The sequence below is a fragment of the Levilactobacillus yiduensis genome (genome assembly GCF_024718525.1).
GTDB classification, from domain to species: Bacteria; Bacillota; Bacilli; order Lactobacillales; family Lactobacillaceae; genus Levilactobacillus; species Levilactobacillus yiduensis.
Window position 1 is genome coordinate 50,481 of the sequence record NZ_JAMXAZ010000001.1, and the last position, 17,377, is coordinate 67,857.

Annotated in this window: 14 protein-coding genes; 7 read left to right on the forward strand and 7 right to left on the reverse strand. The window is 53.1% G+C overall.

All coding sequences use genetic code 11. The features are described from left to right. Positions 1 to 92 precede the first annotated feature (92 nt). Genes NGM66_RS00285 through NGM66_RS00295 form a run of 3 tightly spaced genes read left to right on the forward strand, consistent with a single transcriptional unit; the run spans position 93 to position 4,059 of the window. Positions 93 to 2,456 carry an ATP-dependent DNA helicase gene (locus NGM66_RS00285; protein WP_258115291.1) on the forward strand — a complete coding sequence of 788 codons (2,364 nt, stop codon included), beginning with the start codon at positions 93 to 95 and terminating at the stop codon, positions 2,454 to 2,456. Beyond that, positions 2,453 to 3,145: a hypothetical protein gene (locus tag NGM66_RS00290; protein ID WP_208908885.1), complete on the forward strand. Its 693-nt coding sequence runs from the start codon at positions 2,453 to 2,455 to the stop codon at positions 3,143 to 3,145. Before NGM66_RS00285 ends, NGM66_RS00290 begins: the two co-directional genes overlap by 4 nt. Next, entirely contained in the window at positions 3,142 to 4,059 is a 918-nt protein-coding gene (locus tag NGM66_RS00295; protein ID WP_258115293.1) for a sce7725 family protein, read from the forward strand. Before NGM66_RS00290 ends, NGM66_RS00295 begins: the two co-directional genes overlap by 4 nt. Before the next feature lie 166 nt (positions 4,060 to 4,225). Here NGM66_RS00295 and NGM66_RS00300 read toward each other — a convergent pair whose 3' ends face one another. Next, a complete protein-coding gene (locus tag NGM66_RS00300; RefSeq protein ID WP_208908881.1) occupies positions 4,226 to 5,266 on the reverse strand; it encodes a lactonase family protein in 1,041 nt (346 codons plus the stop codon). A 139-nt stretch (positions 5,267 to 5,405) separates the two neighbouring features. On the opposite strand from NGM66_RS00300, the gene NGM66_RS00305 reads away from it, so the two are divergent. Beyond that, complete coding sequence (locus NGM66_RS00305; protein WP_208908879.1) at positions 5,406 to 5,849, forward strand: GNAT family N-acetyltransferase; 444 nt, start codon at positions 5,406 to 5,408, stop codon at positions 5,847 to 5,849. A 354-nt stretch (positions 5,850 to 6,203) separates the two neighbouring features. Here NGM66_RS00305 and NGM66_RS00310 read toward each other — a convergent pair whose 3' ends face one another. From NGM66_RS00310 to NGM66_RS00320, 3 genes are all read right to left on the reverse strand, one after another. After that, the gene (locus tag NGM66_RS00310; protein WP_258115295.1) at positions 6,204 to 7,781 is read right to left on the reverse strand and encodes an APC family permease; all 1,578 of its coding nucleotides are present in this window, start codon (positions 7,779 to 7,781) and stop codon (positions 6,204 to 6,206) included. 323 nt (positions 7,782 to 8,104) lie between these two features. Next, positions 8,105 to 8,812 carry a VIT1/CCC1 transporter family protein gene (locus NGM66_RS00315; RefSeq protein ID WP_208908875.1) on the reverse strand — a complete coding sequence of 236 codons (708 nt, stop codon included), beginning with the start codon at positions 8,810 to 8,812 and terminating at the stop codon, positions 8,105 to 8,107. Positions 8,813 to 8,825: 13 nt separating this feature from the next. Then, on the reverse strand, positions 8,826 to 9,512 hold the full coding sequence (locus NGM66_RS00320) for a VIT1/CCC1 transporter family protein (RefSeq protein WP_208908872.1): 687 nt from the start codon (positions 9,510 to 9,512) through the stop codon (positions 8,826 to 8,828). Positions 9,513 to 9,923: 411 nt separating this feature from the next. Here NGM66_RS00320 and NGM66_RS00325 point away from each other — a divergent pair, with 411 nt between their 5' ends. After that, positions 9,924 to 10,421 (forward strand): Fur family transcriptional regulator, encoded by a 498-nt coding sequence (locus NGM66_RS00325; RefSeq protein ID WP_208908870.1) that lies wholly within the window; start codon positions 9,924 to 9,926, stop codon positions 10,419 to 10,421. Between the two features lie 560 nt (positions 10,422 to 10,981). Beyond that, positions 10,982 to 12,064, forward strand: a complete 1,083-nt coding sequence (locus NGM66_RS00330) for a peptidoglycan recognition protein family protein (protein ID WP_208910997.1) — start codon at positions 10,982 to 10,984, stop codon at positions 12,062 to 12,064. Positions 12,065 to 12,985: 921 nt separating this feature from the next. Here NGM66_RS00330 and NGM66_RS00335 read toward each other — a convergent pair. The 3 genes from NGM66_RS00335 to NGM66_RS00345 form a co-directional block, all read right to left on the reverse strand. After that, complete coding sequence (locus tag NGM66_RS00335; RefSeq protein WP_208908868.1) at positions 12,986 to 13,771, reverse strand: YibE/F family protein; 786 nt, start codon at positions 13,769 to 13,771, stop codon at positions 12,986 to 12,988. Further along, the gene (locus tag NGM66_RS00340) at positions 13,768 to 14,883 is read right to left on the reverse strand and encodes a YibE/F family protein (protein WP_208908866.1); all 1,116 of its coding nucleotides are present in this window, start codon (positions 14,881 to 14,883) and stop codon (positions 13,768 to 13,770) included. Before NGM66_RS00340 ends, NGM66_RS00335 begins: the two co-directional genes overlap by 4 nt. A 667-nt stretch (positions 14,884 to 15,550) precedes the next feature. Continuing rightward, positions 15,551 to 15,976, reverse strand: coding sequence for a universal stress protein (locus tag NGM66_RS00345; RefSeq protein ID WP_208908864.1), 426 nt, complete (start codon positions 15,974 to 15,976; stop codon positions 15,551 to 15,553). A gap of 252 nt (positions 15,977 to 16,228) precedes the next feature. On the opposite strand from NGM66_RS00345, the gene NGM66_RS00350 reads away from it, so the two are divergent. Beyond that, positions 16,229 to 17,113, forward strand: a complete 885-nt coding sequence (locus tag NGM66_RS00350; RefSeq protein WP_208908862.1) for a hypothetical protein — start codon at positions 16,229 to 16,231, stop codon at positions 17,111 to 17,113. The last annotated feature ends 264 nt before the right edge of the window (positions 17,114 to 17,377 follow it).

Below are 17,377 nucleotides of genomic sequence, written 5' to 3' on the forward strand. Positions count from 1 at the left end.
CTTTTTCACAAGCTTTCCACTTTCCGCGAACACGCGTTCAAACTCGGCGGAAAGTGTGGTATGATATTGCCAGAAATGGAGGCGATGGCCGGATGCCAATTAAATTAGGCGTACGTGAGTTGGTGGAGTTCACCTTGCGTACTGGTGACCTCAGTGCCACCTCAGGCAGCCAGAACACCGCGCTACTCGGCGCGCAGATCCACCGTCGCCTGCAAAAACAGCGCGGCGAAAACTACCAAAAGGAATATTACTTAGAACAGGCGCTCACCTTAAACGGCGACGACTACCTGATTCACGGCCGAGCTGATGGCGTGACCCTGACGGAAAAGGCCGCCAGCATTGAGGAAATCAAGACGTCCGAAACCGTCTTCGACCAGCTCAGCGACAACACACTGACGCTCTACTGGGCGCAGGTCAAGATCTACGCCTACCTACTAATGACCAAGGAGACTGACCTCGACCAGGTCACGTTGACCCTGACTTATTTCCAGACTAATACGGAAACCACCACCCAGACGGACCAAGTCATCACGCGAGACGAGGCGACGGCCTTCTTCAATCAGGTCATCGCGGAGTATGTGACCTGGCTGAAATTTCGTTCTGACCTACGCGACCGGCGTGACCCGACCATCCAGCAGCTCGACTTTCCCTTCGGTGCTTATCGGCCAGGACAACGCGAACTGGCCGTCGCCGTGTACAAGACGATTCTCACCAGTAAACGGCTGTTTGCCGAAGCACCCACGGGAACCGGGAAAACGATTTCTACGCTCTTTCCTAGCATCAAGGCAATTGGCGAAGGCGTCATCCAACGCATTTTTTATTTAACAGCCAAACAAAGCACTCGGCGCGTGGCCGAGGAAGCCGTGAGCCTGATGGCCAGCCAAGGGTTAAAACTCAAGAGCATCACCCTGACGGCCAAGGATAAGATCATGTTTCCCGAAGAAGCCGACCTGACCCCCGAGGAGAATCCCTACATGCTGGGGTATTACGACCGGTTGAAGCCGGCACTACTGGATCTGATTCAGCACAATGACCAACTCACCCGCCCCGTTATCGAGGACTATGCTCGCAAACACACGCTGGACCCGTTTGAATTTCAACTGGACGCCAGCCTCTTTTGTGACGTCATCATTGGCGATTACAACTATCTGTTCGACCCCCAGGTCCATCTCCAACGCTTTTTTGCGACGGAAGACCCCGACAACTTTTTCCTGATCGACGAGGCCCACAACCTGGTCAGCCGCTCACGGGACATGTATTCGGCGGCCATTACCAGTCGCCCGCTGGACCATCTGATCGACGAGAGCCGCGATTTGGCCCAAGCCACACCCAAACTACGACGGCGACTCCAAGACTTGCGGGCCACCTTTCATGACGTGGCCCAACCGATGCTGGCTGACGGCGAGACCGACAAGACCTTTTTGTTGCCGCCAGAAAACTTTGACCACGACCTCGCTCGCCTGGTCGAAGCCATTCACGATTGGCTGGTCGACCAGCCGCAGACGCCCTTTACCCAGGCCATTCTGGACTACTATTTTGCCGCTATCAGCTACCAGCGTATCGGCGAATATTTCGACGACACCTACCGCATGCGGCTGGAAGTGGCGGACGGCAACATTACGCTCAAGGAACTGTGCCTGGATCCCAGCGCCTTTTTGGCCGACAGCCTGGCATTGGGCCACGGCGCCGTGCTCTTCTCCGCGACCCTGTCGCCCATGACTTACTACCAAACGGTGTTGGGCGGCGATCAGGACAGTCTGGCCTACCAATTGGACTCGCCCTTTGAACCCGAACACCAAGCCATCTTGGTCACCAACTACATCCAGACCACTTACAAGCAACGCGACGCCAACCTGGCCAAGATCCTGCTGGCCATCAAGACGCTGGTCGACGGCAAGACTGGCAACTACCTGATCTTCCTGCCGTCCTACAGCTACCTCTTAACCGTCAGTCAGGCCTTTCACCTGGCCTACCCGCACATCAAGACCGTCTGCCAAGAGGCGAAAATGGCCGAGGCCGACCGCACCGCCTTTCTGGCCAGCTTCACCGCCGACCCCAGCGAAACGCTGGTGGGCTTTGCCATTCTCGGCGGTATCTTCTCCGAGGGCATCGACCTCAAATCCGACCGGCTGATTGGCGTGGGTATCGTCAGTGTGGGTCTGCCCGGTATCAATCCCGAAACGGACCTGCTGCGCGACTACTTTGATGAACAGTCCCACCGTGGCTTTGCGTTTGCCTATCAGATTCCCGGGTTGAACAACGTCTTTCAAGCCGCCGGTCGACTGATTCGCGGGTCCAAAGACGTGGGCATCATTTTACTCATGGATCAACGGTTTGCCAGCCCCCGCTACACCGATCTGTATCCCCGGCACTGGCAACATTTTCGACGACTCTATCGGCCCGAACATCTGACGACCGCCGTGCAAAATTTCTGGCATCAGGAGGTTCCGCAATGAAAACCAAATTAACGTTAGCCCTCGAGGCCACACTCTACGCCTATTGCCGCGAAGCCGGTGCCTTTGCCGTCGAGGAAGTCACCATGCCCGATGACCAGGGTATCGTCGACACGCTCAGCTACCAGGAGATGCCGGACAAGTCCATCGAATGGCGCTGCTACGAGCTGAAGGTCACCAAGAGTGATTTTCACTCCAAGGCCAAATTGTCCTTCATCGGTCACTACAACTATTTCGTCTTGCCGCTCAAACTCTATCAGGAAGTTGCGGACGAAATTCCGGCTAAAATTGGCGTCCTGATCTACCGGCCCTTTGATCCCGCCCTGTTGGCCACCGCAACGGAAGCGCCCAGCACACCGGGCTATTTGACCGTCGCCCGTCCACCACGACGCCAGGACTTGCAGGTCCCCGAATCCGAGTTGACCACGCGCTTTATCGCTTCCCAAGCGCGTGAGGTCGGTAAGGCCAAACAGATGGCCACGGGCTTAAAACAATACAGCACCGAACGGTTATACCAGGAATTAAAAAAGCGTCATCAACATTATGATATTTACGACCCGGATGCCAATTTTTACGACCAGTTCATTGAAGATACCCAGTCCGCGGCGGTCACGGCCTTGCAGAGCGAAATTGACGCGCTGAACCTCGAACGCCACCAGCTCCAGCAACAGCTAAAGGAGTCGCAGTCATGATTTATTTTCCTTACTTTCGTGGGCGGCAGTATGACCTATTGGCTTTGAAAAATATTGCCCAGCAACATATCCTGCCACCCAACATTATTCCCATCATCGAACCTGTCCGTGACATTCGCGCGCTCCCCCAAACCGTGGCGGCCTTCGTCACGCACGACCAACCACTCGTGGTCATTGCCAATCCGACCGTCAGTGACTACGCCTTGACCCAGCAGAAGCTCTATGATTGGCGGCCCTACGCGACCAATCCCCAGCTCATCGTGGGCCACGTGCTCACGCCAACCACGATTCCGGATAGCCTGACGCCAACGGCTGACCACCGAACGCTACTGGTGGCGCGGCAATACGACGAACTGGTCGCCGCCAAACAGGCCGGTTGGCTAGCGGCCCCGACCTATTTGTTGGTCCCACCGGAAGCCCGGATTCGGCAGTTGATTGACCGGCCCAGCGTGAGTTTATTTGACCACGCCTGGCTGCCCGAGCACGACCGCAGCTACGCCGACATCACGGACGGCTTTTTCAGCGATGACTGGGCATTGGCTGCCCTCGATGGCTACCAAGGCGTCAGTGATTACACCATTGGCGGCGCACACTACAGCGAGCACGGCTATCCCGCTCGGGCCGTCACCCTCCATCTCACCTACTTTGCCGGCGACCAGTTGCGGATTCACCGATTCGTTTCCGACGACCGCGACGACTTCCGCCACCCCAAGGAAAAGTTCTTCCAGGCCGTGGCCAAATTGGCGCAGTGGTTGCCCGAGCAAGATGCGGCGGTCCAAACGCCAGCAGCCCAGGCTTTGGCGGCATACCATGACCAGCAACACTTCCCCGGCCTAGGCGTGGTCAAGCGCTTGAGCCTGGAGCACCACCTGCAAACGATGGCCGCTTACTTCAAAGCCCATTATCCAGTCTAGTGGCGATAGCGTTAGTCTGCCCGCCTACCAGTCATTGCTACTTCATTTCCTAAATTACGGATTAGCCTAGCCTGTCATAGGCGGACAGAGACCCCAACCATGACGTAAAAAAACCACAGTCAGTAATTTTCAACCGACTGTGGCTTTTGAATTAATCTTATTTAAATTAAGCGGGTAAGACGCTAACGCCTTCTGGAACCATGAAGTCCTTTTGAATCAGCGTCAACTTACCGCTCTGCGCGTCACGCTTGTACAACGTTGCGTTGTCTGAGTTTTGGTTGACCACGACGACCAAGCTTTGGTCTGACGTCCAGTTGAAGTCACGCGGGAAGTCCCCCTCCGTGGAGATGCGTTGTACCAACGTCAATTTGCCGGCGTCGTCACTGGCAAAGACAGCCAGCGAGTTGTTGCCCCGGTTGGAGACGTAAACGAACCGGCCATCGCTACTCAACCGAATGGCTGCGGCACCGTTGTGAGTCGTCCAGTCAGCGGGAATCGTTGAGGTGATTTCTTTCACAGCAAATTTGCCAGTGGCAGGATCGTAGCTTAATGTGGCCACGTTACTGCTGAGTTCGCCGACCAGGTAAGCCACACCCTTCTTATCGTCAAAGACGATGTGCCGTGGGCCGTAACCTGCGGGCATTTCCAATTGACTGACTGGGGACAGCTTACCAGCTGCGGACACGTCGTACACGTAAACGCGGTCTGAACCCAAGTCGCAGACGACTAACCGGTTGTCCGGCGTCAGGTCAGCGAAATGGGGGTGCGGGCCATCAGCTTGTTCTGGTGCTGGGCCAACTGGATCAGAATCAATGACCTTATCCGCTTCGGTCAACGTTCCGTCTTCAGCGATGGCGTAAACCGTGACTGCGGCCGTGTGGTAGTTGGCCGTGTAGACCAATTGCCGGGCTTCGTCGACCGCCACGTAGGCTGGTGACGACCCTGGATCCAAGACCTGTTGGATGGCCCGTGGCTTTTCTTCGGAAACGTCATAGATGATCAACCCACCGTGGGTCTCGCCATCCGTTTCCTTCTTGTTGATGACGTATAAGCGTTTGGCTGCGGCTTTGGCAATGTAGGTTGGGCTTCCAGCTGAAGCTAACCATTCACAATCCATGAGCTTAGGTGCTGCGGTGTCCACGCTGATCCGGTAGATCCCGCGACTAATGCGCTTGGTATAAGTTCCAATGTAAAAATCTTCCGTCATGTGTGCTGCCCCTTTCAACTTGTCACTATCACTTTTAAGTATAGCACAGCTCGCGGGTAAACACCGAGGAAGTCACTGGTAGAAATCTGTAAAGACCGGTACAATGAAGATAAACACTATTTGAAAGGACCCACCACACATGTCTAGTTTTGAAGGGTATCATCCCCTACTGACCCCCCTCTTTCGTTTCGATTGGCTGACTCAGTTCAAGTTGAAAAATGTTGCCGACCTGACTGGCAACGACCTCGGTGCCACCGCCGATTGGGTCAATACCACCATGCATGACACCATGAACCGGACGGCGTTGACCTGGGGTATCGAACGCCGGCGCATCCACAAACTGGTCGCCTGGGGCGGCTTTCGCGAATTGGACCTGACCGCCCACACAGGTAAGATCGGCTTTTATGGCAAACGCCTGCCGGCCAGCGAGCAACAAGAAATCGTCGACCGCCTGGTGCACTTTGGTCATGAAGAATTACAGCTGACCACGCTAACACTCGCCGACGCTGGCAAATTAGACACAGCCGTCCTAGCCGCCGCGGGCTTCCAGAAACACGCAGATTCCTGGCAGTGGCGCGCTTAACCCCGTCTCTTCTGGATTGCCTCACTGCTCACCGGCGGCCATGCAGTAATTTTTAAACAAAATAGTCATCAGGATGTTTGCCAATTGCAAACGTCCTTTTTTCGTTCAACTAACTGCGGTTTAAAAACTGGCAAGAAACGCCAGCTGACCGGAACGACACAGCTAGCGAATCGATAACTAAAGGTTGCAAGCTCGAAAGTAGCCAGATTTATGGTGACACCAGGGTTTACGGGGATAAAACTAGTCTTTGAATGCACCTTGGTCCGTGCTGGCCGCCTGACCGTTCGCTAACCTAACAAAACGCACCCCAAGAAAAAAGGCCGCCCCGTGGACGACCCAGAACGAGCGTCAGACCTAGTCCTCGCTCACCCGTTGATTTAATTCTTCTGCAATTTCAAAGGATTCACTGACATACGCATCCCGCACGCCCAGATAGTAACAGGCTAGACTACCGACCGCAACGAACACGAAGTCCAGTGGGTATGGCAACCAGCCCGCGCCACCGAACTCGTGGCTCCCAGCTAACGACATGACCGTTAGCCAGACCATTTCGACCAGCAACCAGCGACTGCCCTTGAGACTGGCGCGCAAGGCTTGCCACCCCGCGGGCCGGCGTACCTCGTAATACACGTAGAAGACCAGTCCCAGGGCAATCACGCCAAAGACTTCAATGGTCGTCGGCCACTTGGCCCAGTAAATGGCGAGACTCGCCAGGACATAAGCCAAGGGGGCCCAGCCACGCAGGCCGTGTAGGTGAAATGGCCGCGCGAACTGTGGCGCCTGTCGCCGAAGAGCTGCGACCGTCACCGGCCCAGTCAGGTAGGCGATCAGCGTCGACGTGGAAATCACGTTGGACAGCGCACTCCAATTCCGGAAGCCCGCCACCAGGACGACTCCCAGGAGCATGTTGACGACCATGGCGCGCCGAGGCGTTTGGTATTTGCGGTTGACTTCACCCAGCCGTGTCGGCATGTGCTTAGTCCCCGTCATCGCCGCTAAAGCGCGACTGGTCGTGGCCACGAATGAGACCCCTGTTCCAAAGGGCGACACGAAGGCATCCAGATAAAGCAACGTCGATAGCCAACCTAGATTCAAGAGAATGGCCAGGTCCGCAAATGGTGACTGGAAGTTGACCCCTTGCCAGCCCTGCAGCAATTTACCCTGTGGCACGGCCCCAATGAAGGCCACCTGAAGCAGCGTGTAGATCACGGTACTGATACCAAAGGCAATGACGATGCCCCAGAGAATGTTGCGCTCGGGATGCTCGATTTCATTGCCCATGTTGATAGTCGTTTGAAAGGCGTTGTACGAAAAGATAATCCCGGCCGCCGTGGTAGCTGAGAAGATCGAAGCCGTTCCCCCGGGCATGAATCCCGCAGTCTGACTGAAGTTGTGCACGTCAAAGCCGGTCCAGATCAAGACGATGATCGTGACGGTCGGAATCAACAGCTTAAAGATTGAGATAAAACTGGTGAATCGCGTCAGTAATTTCACCGACCAAAAGTTAAGCAGCGTGAATGCCAGGATGAACAGGAACACCACGATCAAGCCTTCGTTGGTGATGTTGCCCTGTCGAATAAATCCTCGCGTCCAGTTGGCCCACGCCCATGGCCACGACGCCATGTACTGCACGGCCGCCACGGCTTCGATGGGAATAATCGTCAGCAGGGATAGCCAGTTGGCCCATCCGGCCACGAACCCCAGTAACGGTCCGTGGGAGAAGGCGGCGTACTGGCTCATCCCGCCACTCGTGGGAAACATGGTCCCCAATTCAATGTAATTCAATGCAATCAGGCCAATGACAATGGCCCCTAAAATCCATGATAAAACTGCGGCTGGGCCAGCGATTTGGGCTGCCATTCCAGCCCCAAACAACCACCCCGAGCCAATGATGGCACTCAGCGTTAGCATGACTAGAGAGAATAAACTCATCTTGCGCTTCAAGCCAAATTCCTCACTTTCAAAAAATAATCCGCCAAATGGGACCGGGTCTGATTCCCCCGGTTCACGGTGTTTCCGAATAATAGCGCGTGGGGTCTGGGACAAAAGTCTCAGGCCCTTTGTGTCTCCGAATATCTGGTGTTGAAACCTGGGCCAAAAGGCAGCTGGTTCCGCTTATCAGCCTTAATGCTCGCCAACTAACCGCCTTTTGTCCCACTCTCCAAACGCACACACATTGGTTCACCCATTTGACGTGTTCGATACATTGTACACTTGCTATCTGACAATGCAATAAGAAAGTGAGAATAATCTGCTTAGAAGAATTGACCGACGTAGTAGTGAATAAACATGGTAATAATGCCGACGATCACGTTGCGGATAATGGCTGTCTTGACCAGACCGTGCCCTAATTTAGCACTCAGAAACCCGGTCAAGGTCACGGACAATAGGACTGCTACGATGGTTGCAGGCCACTGCGTCGCGGCCGGGAACAAGGTCATGGCCGCCAGCGGAAAGATACCGCCCATGGACGCCGCAAACAGTGAAGAAAACGCCGCGTCCCACGGATTCATGTAGTGCCCGAGCTGGATATCATCCTTGACGTTGACCACCGTACCCAAGGCGTCCTTGGCCATCAAGTCCTTAGCGATGGCTAGCGACGTGGCCGCGGTCACACCACGGTCCTCGTAGAACTTTTGAACAGCCGCCTGCTGATCGGCGTAATTGCTCTTCAACAGTCGCGCTTCCTTATCCACGGCCGCTTTTTCCGTATCCTTTTGCGTGCTGACGGAGGCGTATTCCCCCGACGCCATGGAAAAGGCACAGGCCAAGAGGTCGGACAAGCCGGCAATGAAAATCGTAAACTGATTGTTCGTGGCTGCGGCGACACTGAACAGGACCCCCACGACGGTCAGGATACCATCATTGGACCCAAGCACCCCGGCCCGTAACGTATTCAGTTTTTCATCCATCGTTTGGTGTTGCTTAACTTTTTTCGTGTGTAATTCTTGATTGGCTACCATTTAGAACCCTCCCCTAGGCAAATAATCGGCCGATGCCGTAAGTGACCAGCATGGTCAAGATACCGGCAATCACGTTACGCGCCGTGCCATTGCGCCGGTTAGCGTTGCCCAAAATGGCGGCCACGTAGCCGGTGATCGACAGTGCGATCACGACGGCCAAGAACGTGCCAATGATCCGCCAGCTCTTCGGCAAGAGACTGATGGAGACCAGCGGCAAGATCGACCCGGTTGGAAATGAGATCATCGAGGCAATCGCCGCGGAAAATGGATTGGTATACTCCCCCACGTTGAAGCCAAAGCGCTCCCGCACCGTGGTCTTCAACGGATCCTTGGTCATCATTTCGTGGGTCGCTTGTTCGGCCAGTTCCGGCTTGATACCGCTAGCCAGGTACTTGTCCCGAACAAAGCCATATTCCGTGTCGTAATCCCGGTCCAACGCATTGGTCTGCGTTTGAATCGCCTTACGCTGCGCATCCTTTTGCGTATTGACCGAAACGTATTCGCCCATGGCCATGGATACCGTCCCGGCGATCATCCCGGCGATTCCCGAAATAAAGATGGCATAGCTGCTCGTTGCCGCACCGGCCACACCAATGACAATGCCGGCCACTGATAAAATCCCATCATTTGCGCCCATCACGCTGGCCCGCAACACGTTGATGCGTTGTGCCAAGGTGGCTGGTTTCTTCGTTCTCTCCATTGCTATCCGCCCCCAGATAAGTTTTGTTACATCCTTTTTTATTCTAACACTGTTCGAAATAAAAGTTCGGGATAACTAATAATATTAGCTACTTTAGAATCATTATTATCTGTCGCTAGACCCATTGTAATCATCCACTCGGGAAATGTAAACTCTCAATTCCCATATTTTGAAATTAATTGCGATTCATTCTAAATAAGTCGTTTTACTGGAAGTCTCGGCCAGGTGTGGTTTAATAGAGTCAGGCTAGAGTGATTCTCAAAAAGCGCTTTGCGTTTGCGCCGGAGATGGTTATAATGGTCAAGTTGTCCTTTCCAGTGGCAACGCCCGTGACTGAGGGGTCATCCCCTCAGTAGTGAACCACTGACCCTTTACTGACAGTAACACGTTCAATCCAAGGAGGGATTTATCTTGGCTGGTCAGCAGCAGCTTCTTACTCATGCTTTACAAACCTTAAAAGACCACCACGTTCGGGTGACGCCACAGCGGCAGACCATTCTGACCTACCTGGTGACGCACCACAATCACCCGTCCGTGGATACGATTTTTAACGCCTTAGCCGTTGAGGCGCCTAACCTCAGCATGGCCACGGTCTACAACACCTTGAATCTGTTCGTGGACCTGGGCATCGTGATCGAGCTTCCCAACGACAACGGTGGGATTCGCTACGACTTTTACGGTCGGCCCCACTACCACGTGATCTGCGAAAATTGTGGTAAGATCACCGACGTCTTTACGCCTGACTTTTCTAAGATTGAAAATGAACTGAACCAACAGGCCAGCGCACAGACTGGCTACCTGGTAACCAGTAATCACGTTGAGGTCTACGGTCTCTGTCCGGAGTGTCAACAAAAGCTCCACATTGACCCGGAACGGCAAAAATGGGCTCAGGAGGCCAATCACCTCTAAGTCCGTCAATCACATAAACAATCCGTTAGGTGGCCAGGGCACTCGTCTTGGCCCCTTTTTTCGTGTGGCCATCACCGGAATAAATTTACTGAACCGTTACCAAGTCAAGGCCTGGTTCCTTTCACAAGGATTTTCATGAAAGAGCCATTCAGCCCCGCCACGGCAATGTTACAGCCACATTACAGGTGTCGTTAAGTTTTAATCTTTTTGAAAACACCCCGAACAAAAGCCGTGGCTATCGTTATTACCATCGTAATATTGGCCATGAAGCCCCGTCTGGCGCTTGTCGTGGCCGCTGATAATGTATATAGTTGATATCGGATATTAATCGAAGACGACTGAGCGAGAGTGGGACAAAAGGCGGTTAGCTGGCGAGCATTAAGACTGATAAGCGAATAATCCCGGGTTTGGATTGTTTGCTTATCAGTTTTAAGCGGAACCAGCTGCCTTTTGTCCCAGGTTTCAACACCAGATATTCGGAGACACAAAGGGCCTGAGACTTTTGTCCTAGACCCGTCGTAAAAATGACTAGAAAGATATGAGGGATGATCAGGGTGAAAATGCACAAATTTGTTTTAACTGCACTGGCCACGTTAGGTGCTGCCGGAATCTTAGGTTTATCAACGACGACGGCTTCTGCCGCTACTTCTAAGGTCAACAGCTATATTGATAGCCAAGACATCAAGCCAGCCAAGGTGACCAAGTCGATCTGGAGTGGCTTCCCTAAGAACAAATACCGTCACGGTAAGGCCAAGCCAGAGGGTGTCGTCGTTCACGAAACGGCCAACCCTTCCTCCACCATTTACAACGAAATCGCCTATATGAAGCGTAACTACAACAACGCGTTCGTCCACAGTTTCGTTGATGGTTCACGGATCATTAACATCGCCAACACCGATTACCTGGCTTGGGGTGTCGGCTTCCCTGGCAACGCGCGCTTCGTTCAATTTGAACAAGTCGAAGTTCACAGCAAGTCCGCCTTTGCCCACGAAATCGCTAACGCTTCTTGGTACACGGCTTACCTGTTGAATGAATACAACCTGAAGCCTAACGATGCCGCTTACGATGGCAAAGGCACGGTTTGGTCCCATGGTTCCGTCGCTAAGCACCTGGGCGGCTCCACGCATACCGACCCCGTTGGCTACTATGCCAGTGCCGGCAGCAAGTACTTTGGGCAAAAGTACACCATGGCAATGTTCTACACGATGGTTAAAAAGTACTACAACGCCATGAACGTGTCACACACCAAGCTGGTCTCAGCCAAGTACACCTCTGTGAACAAGCAAGCCACGTTAAGCAAGAAATACAAGAAGTACTACCTGTACAACCACCTGAAGGGTGCCAACAAGAACGCCAAGCGTCAAAGTTGGTCTAAGATCTCCCCTAAGGTTGGCAAGACGTACTACATCGACATGGTTGGTAAGAAGAGCACGGGCCAAACGTGGTACCGGATCAAGCCTTCCAAGAACACCAAGAGTAAGACGCGTTACTGGGTCTACTCCAAGAACTTGTCTGGCGTGAAGAATGTCCCAACCACGACCAGCGAAAGTTCCAGCTCCGCCAGTTCTAGCAGCGTTGCCACCGCAGCGGCATCCAGTGCCAGCGGCAGCACCACGGCAACTAGCAGTGCTAGCAGCAACTAATTTAACGGTTAAATCAAACGACCACTCGGAGTTTTCCGGGTGGCCGTTTTTTTGACGACAATGTTCTTTGGCTGCGACACTGTATCGCGCTGGCCGCCTTGCCGTTCGCCAAATTTGGACCGTGACGCTATGGTAAGGACCAGTCGAAGCCAAAGTGCGGTCTTCAAACTCGCTTCGAGCCGAAAACCACGTCTCGAAGACGCCCGTTTCCAAGTAGGTCACTTGAAAACGCCCACGGCTGAGTCCAAATTTAGCTCGCTCACGGCTACGTGGTAGACTACCCCACTAACGTAGCTGAACGTTGTCATTTCACAACGATAGTCTGATTAACTTCGTGAGCGCCCTAACCTGAGATAGCTAGCGGTGGCGGATGCTTAAGCCATAAGTCCTGGTCGAATGGCCTTCTAACCGCTAAACCAAAAGCTCTGTCTGCTCTAGGAAAATGGGCTTCCGGTTCACTTGCGCCACTGAATACCAGCCGACTTCAGCGAATCGGTACTTCTCGGTGAAACTGAATTGGGCCAGCGTTTCTGTAACCCACCTGCTACCCAGCATTAAACTGATTGGTGGTTAATCATCCCCATAGCCGGAGTTCGCCAAATATGGGTTCAGCCGTGGGAGTTTTAAAAGCGACATGGTTCATGCCGCTTTTAAAACTGGCGTCTTTGAGACGTGAATTTCGGCTCAAAGACGAGGCGTCGAGACCGCCCTCTGGCTCGACCCGTCCGCCCACCGCGTTCCGACCCATATTTGGCGAACGGGAGGCGGCCAGTTCGGACCATGCGGCGGCGAATAACCCGTCTTATCGCACTGAGTTGGACGACAATAATACTTCTCAGTTTACAATGCCCAAAAAGACGTAGACCAGCAATCACTATCACTCGCCTACGTCTTTCTCAATTAATTGGTTAGGTGCATCCCCTATTTATCCGCAGACGCATTTTTAGCCGCTCGCTTGCGTTGACCCGCGACGGCCCGCGTCATGACCCAGGTCGTGATGGGTACGGTCAGGATTACGCTGACCATGGCGAAGAGGATCATGAGGATTTCTGACACAAAGATTTTATCGTTTAAGATTTCACCCACTGAGTAATGGACGCCGGTGAACCAGATGAACAGCGCGAGGAAGCCACCGAAGAAACCGAAGAACAGGGTATTAAAGGTCGTCCCGATAATTTGTTTGCCCACGGCGATGCCATCCCCCAGCAAGCTCTTTAAAGTGACCTGTGGGTGCTGCTCAAGGATTTCACTGAGCCCTGCAGCAATTGCCATGGCTGCCTCAGCAATCGCCCCTAACGTGCTTAAAATGGCCGTAGCGGTGGTCACCTGGACAAAGTTGACGCCAACTAAGACGGACAGGCCTTCCAAGTCCTCACTATCTTCAGGGCCGAATCCCTGGACCAGCGCCCAGTGCTCGACCGGCACGATCAACAGGACCAAGACCACCAGGACCACCGCAGAGGCGATAAAAGCCACCGTGCTGGAGAGGTCGTCGCCACTGCTCATGAAAATGGTCAGTGCCAAAACCAGCATGCCCACGACCAACGTCACGATCAGCGGTGGAAATTGAAAGGCCACCAAGACGATGGCTAAGAACAATAGACCAAAGTTCAGCAGTAACGCCAGAAACGATTGGGCCCCAGCCTTGCCACCCACCAGAATCATCAAGACCAGTAACACTAGCCCCAACACATTGATCGTACTCATGCGCGCACCTTCTTTTCCATGAAACGACTGGCTAAGAAACTGGCAAGTGGCACGGCCAAGACGATACCGATCCCACTGATCAGGCTTTGGACGACCCCCATCGACATGTTCATCGAGAAGGTATAGCCCCAGCTATTACCATTCTTCAGATATAACATGGCCATCGGGAAGGTGTCGGCCACGAAGATGAAGAACAGCACGTTGATCAGCGGCCCCATGATGGTACTGCCAATCTGCCGGCCGGACTTGAACACCTGCGCGGCTGAGAGCTCCGGCCGTTCCCGTTTCAACGCGAATAACGAGGAAATGATGTCGGTCGACTCGTCCATGACCGCTCCCAGGGATCCCAGTAAGGTCTCGGCCAAAAATAGCGGCCGCGGCAATTGGGTGACGTACTGCATGGATTCGTAGAACATCCCCCGCTCATGGGTAAAATGAAAGACTAGCAACGCAACCACAATGGCGATGGCGGTCCCCCCTAGCGTCGTCGCCAGGGTGATCAGCATTTGCCGATTGGCACCGAGCACCAACCATAGCGTTAGCGCCGCAAAGACCACGGCCAGGCTACCGAAGATCCACAAGACCTGAGCGCCTTGCGTCGAACCATTTAGCAGAATCGCGATCAAGAACAGGACGCCGTTGGCCGCCACACTTAGAAAGGCCATGAAACCACTGAATTGCATGATCAACAACAATAAGCCCACGACTAGCCAGATCATGAAAAGCAACGGCGTATCCCGCTTCAAGTCTTTGGCCGTGGCCGTCAGGTGAGCACTCTGATGATCATGGACCACCACGAAGAGTTGGCTGCCCACGCGGTAACGCTGATCCATGGCGCCGGAACGCGAGTACGTATTGGTCACGGTCAGGCGTTGGCCACGATAACGGCCGTTTAAAATTTTACCGTGCAAGGTCTGCTTGGTCTGGGTATCCGTGTTGTGGAAATCATCGGTTTCCTTGCTCGGCTGCCCCGTCGTGACCTGTGTGACCTGCATGATCGGGTCGTGGTACAACGCCGCATCGTGCTGCGTCCCCCAGACGATCAAGCCGCCCAGTAGTAGCGTCACTAACCAGGCCAGCGCACGCCCCCGGTTTGTCTTTAAGAATTGCATGTTCCCGTCCCTTTCTTGCTATTTTGTGACAACGAATCTAATATACCACTCTCTGACAGGTTAAATTCCCGTTACCAAAAATTTTAATAAAATCACAGGAACCCGCGGGCTGTCAACCCTCCTGACCGGAAAAGTCTAGCGAAATCCCGTGAAAGCCTTGCATTTTGGCTTAAAAACCAGTACACTTACAGTCGATTGTTATTTTAATTAAGCGAGGGTTTTTACAATGAGAAAAGCACATCCAAATGGCGTACAAGGCCGTCGGAAGGTTAACCGTAAAAAGGACCGGAAGCGCCGCGACGAAATTTCAGACTTACAACGTTGGTTAAAGAACAAGAAGTAAGCTGAACGCCAATACCGTAAAACGCACTGACACTGTCGGTGCGTTTTATTTTGGGCCTAGGACAAAAGTCTCAGGCCCTTTGTGTCTCCGAATATCTGGTGTTGAAACCTGGGACAAAAGGCAGCTGGTTCCGCTTAAAACTGATAAGCAAACAATCCAAACCCGGGATTATTCGCTTATCAGCCTTAATGCTCGCCAGCTAATCGCCCTTTGTCCCACTCTCTCTATTTTGGTCTAAATTCAGTGTACCAAAAAAGGGACTGCCTCGTGTTCCTGCAGTCCCGGATAATAGCTATTTAATTAAGACACACCTGTTAACTGCTGTTAGTCCACGACCAAGACGCTGGTTTCGGAGTTGTGAACCACGTAACTGGTAGTTGACCCCATGATGGCGCGACCCAAGCCATGAACCCCGGAACGGCCGATTACCGTCAAGGACGTGTGCAAGTCAGTTGGCAACGTCTTGGCAATCGTTGGTTTTGGTAAGCCCACTTGGAATCTGGTTTCCACGGGAACGCCTTGTGCCTTGACCTCTTTGACCGCACTCTCCAAGAATTTGCTAGCGGCATCTTTGAAATGCGTCACGATTTCGCTACCGAATTCCGCGCCGTAGTGGGCATAGGTCTGATCACTGGCGACGGAAACGATGAACAATTTAGACCCCAGCTCCTTGGCTAATTTCGTGGCCTCAAGCAGTGCTGCGTGCGCGTTTTTACTACCATCCATTGGTACTAAGATCCGTTCATACATAATATCCCGTCCTTCCTATAGTAAACCATCCATGTGGTATCGTTTTCCACAACTTCATCATACCAATTCTGACCAGTGCCGGGAAGCCTTTTGCTTAATTTATCACGAGATTTTTAGGCTCGTCCACGAAATGTTAGCCAATTCTCATAGTCCCCCGTAACAAATTAGTGGCTTAGGGTTTGTCCCTACAAAATACCCCGGATTGTGGTAAGATAGTGCAAGTAAATTAATCACTGAGGGATGGATATCAATATGAAAAAAATTCTGTTGGGCGCCCTGGGTCTGCTTGCCTTGACCCTTGCCGGCTGCTCGAACAACGCTCTGACGACGAACAAGACCAGCTACCACCCAACGGCGATGACCGCGGTGATTAAAGGAAGCGCCAAAGCTAAGACGATCACTTACCAAATCAACGGTGGTGCCAAGCACCAGGTCAAAGCCGACGGGGGCACGTACTTCTTCCAGGTACCGGCGTCCACGAAAAACCAAACGGTCAAGCTAACCGCGGGCAACGCCACCAAGACGGTCACGGTCAAGAAGGTCAACGCACTGGCAACCTACAAGACATTTGCGGCTAAGTATAACCAGATGGTGATTGCCAGTCATTTGCCAACTAAGGTCCAACAGCAGCTACAACAAGCCCAAAAGACCCAAGCCGCTACTAAGAAAAAATTGACGGCACTGGCGAAGACGGACCCAGCCGCTGCGGCTGTCGCGGCTCAGCAACAACAGGCTACCGCCAAAAAGCTACAAGCACAAATGGCCACGGCCAAGAAACAAGCCAAAGATGAGCTGTTTCCCACCACGACCAAAGCGGGCCTAAAGAACCTGGTCGCTACCAAGGACGTCACCGTTCGGGGCAACGTGCAACACGGCAAGCTGATGGGCTTGTCCCTAATCGTGCCCACCAAGCAAATGAAGACCAAGGCTGGTCAAAAAGCCTTCGGGACGACCTTTGCCCTGTTAGGGACCACGTTGAAGGCCAAACCTAAGGTCGTTATCAACAAGTTTGAAAAGGTCCTGAAGGATGCCAAGAAGAACAGTTCCTCGACGACTACCAAGACGATTCGCTCCAATGGTATCCGGTTCAACACTGGCTTCTCAACCGACCATCTGTACATCTACATCACCAAATAATAGTCTACTTCTAAACGGGACTCGGCGTTGGCCAGTCTCGTTTTTTTGCGCGCCGAAACACCTGACCACCATCCCCGTTTTAGTGCGAAACAATCACTTACCTTTTTGCATCTGAATACAAACTGACTTATCTTATCCACTGTCTCCAAGCGCAATTGTTTTTATCTCCACTCGTCAGGCCGCATAATAACGGTATGCTGAGGTAGTGAAGATGAGCCGTCATTGACCTGCCCAACTTTACTAATCCGGCTACATTCGTTTTTC

What these genes read in the sequence shown, in the direction of transcription:
- NGM66_RS00310 (WP_258115295.1), bottom strand. Translation starts at nt 7,781, where the DNA reads ATGAGTTTATTCTCTCTAGTCATGCTAACGCTGAGTGCCATCATTGGC.
- NGM66_RS00350 (WP_208908862.1), top strand. Translation starts at nt 16,229, where the DNA reads ATGAAAAAAATTCTGTTGGGCGCCCTGGGTCTGCTTGCCTTGACCCTT.
- NGM66_RS00330 (WP_208910997.1), top strand. Translation starts at nt 10,982, where the DNA reads ATGCACAAATTTGTTTTAACTGCACTGGCCACGTTAGGTGCTGCCGGA.
- NGM66_RS00335 (WP_208908868.1), bottom strand. Translation starts at nt 13,771, where the DNA reads ATGAGTACGATCAATGTGTTGGGGCTAGTGTTACTGGTCTTGATGATT.
- NGM66_RS00295 (WP_258115293.1), top strand. Translation starts at nt 3,142, where the DNA reads ATGATTTATTTTCCTTACTTTCGTGGGCGGCAGTATGACCTATTGGCT.
- NGM66_RS00345 (WP_208908864.1), bottom strand. Translation starts at nt 15,976, where the DNA reads ATGTATGAACGGATCTTAGTACCAATGGATGGTAGTAAAAACGCGCAC.
- NGM66_RS00320 (WP_208908872.1), bottom strand. Translation starts at nt 9,512, where the DNA reads ATGGAGAGAACGAAGAAACCAGCCACCTTGGCACAACGCATCAACGTG.
- NGM66_RS00315 (WP_208908875.1), bottom strand. Translation starts at nt 8,812, where the DNA reads ATGGTAGCCAATCAAGAATTACACACGAAAAAAGTTAAGCAACACCAA.
- NGM66_RS00340 (WP_208908866.1), bottom strand. Translation starts at nt 14,883, where the DNA reads ATGCAATTCTTAAAGACAAACCGGGGGCGTGCGCTGGCCTGGTTAGTG.
- NGM66_RS00285 (WP_258115291.1), top strand. Translation starts at nt 93, where the DNA reads ATGCCAATTAAATTAGGCGTACGTGAGTTGGTGGAGTTCACCTTGCGT.
- NGM66_RS00290 (WP_208908885.1), top strand. Translation starts at nt 2,453, where the DNA reads ATGAAAACCAAATTAACGTTAGCCCTCGAGGCCACACTCTACGCCTAT.
- NGM66_RS00305 (WP_208908879.1), top strand. Translation starts at nt 5,406, where the DNA reads ATGTCTAGTTTTGAAGGGTATCATCCCCTACTGACCCCCCTCTTTCGT.
- NGM66_RS00300 (WP_208908881.1), bottom strand. Translation starts at nt 5,266, where the DNA reads ATGACGGAAGATTTTTACATTGGAACTTATACCAAGCGCATTAGTCGC.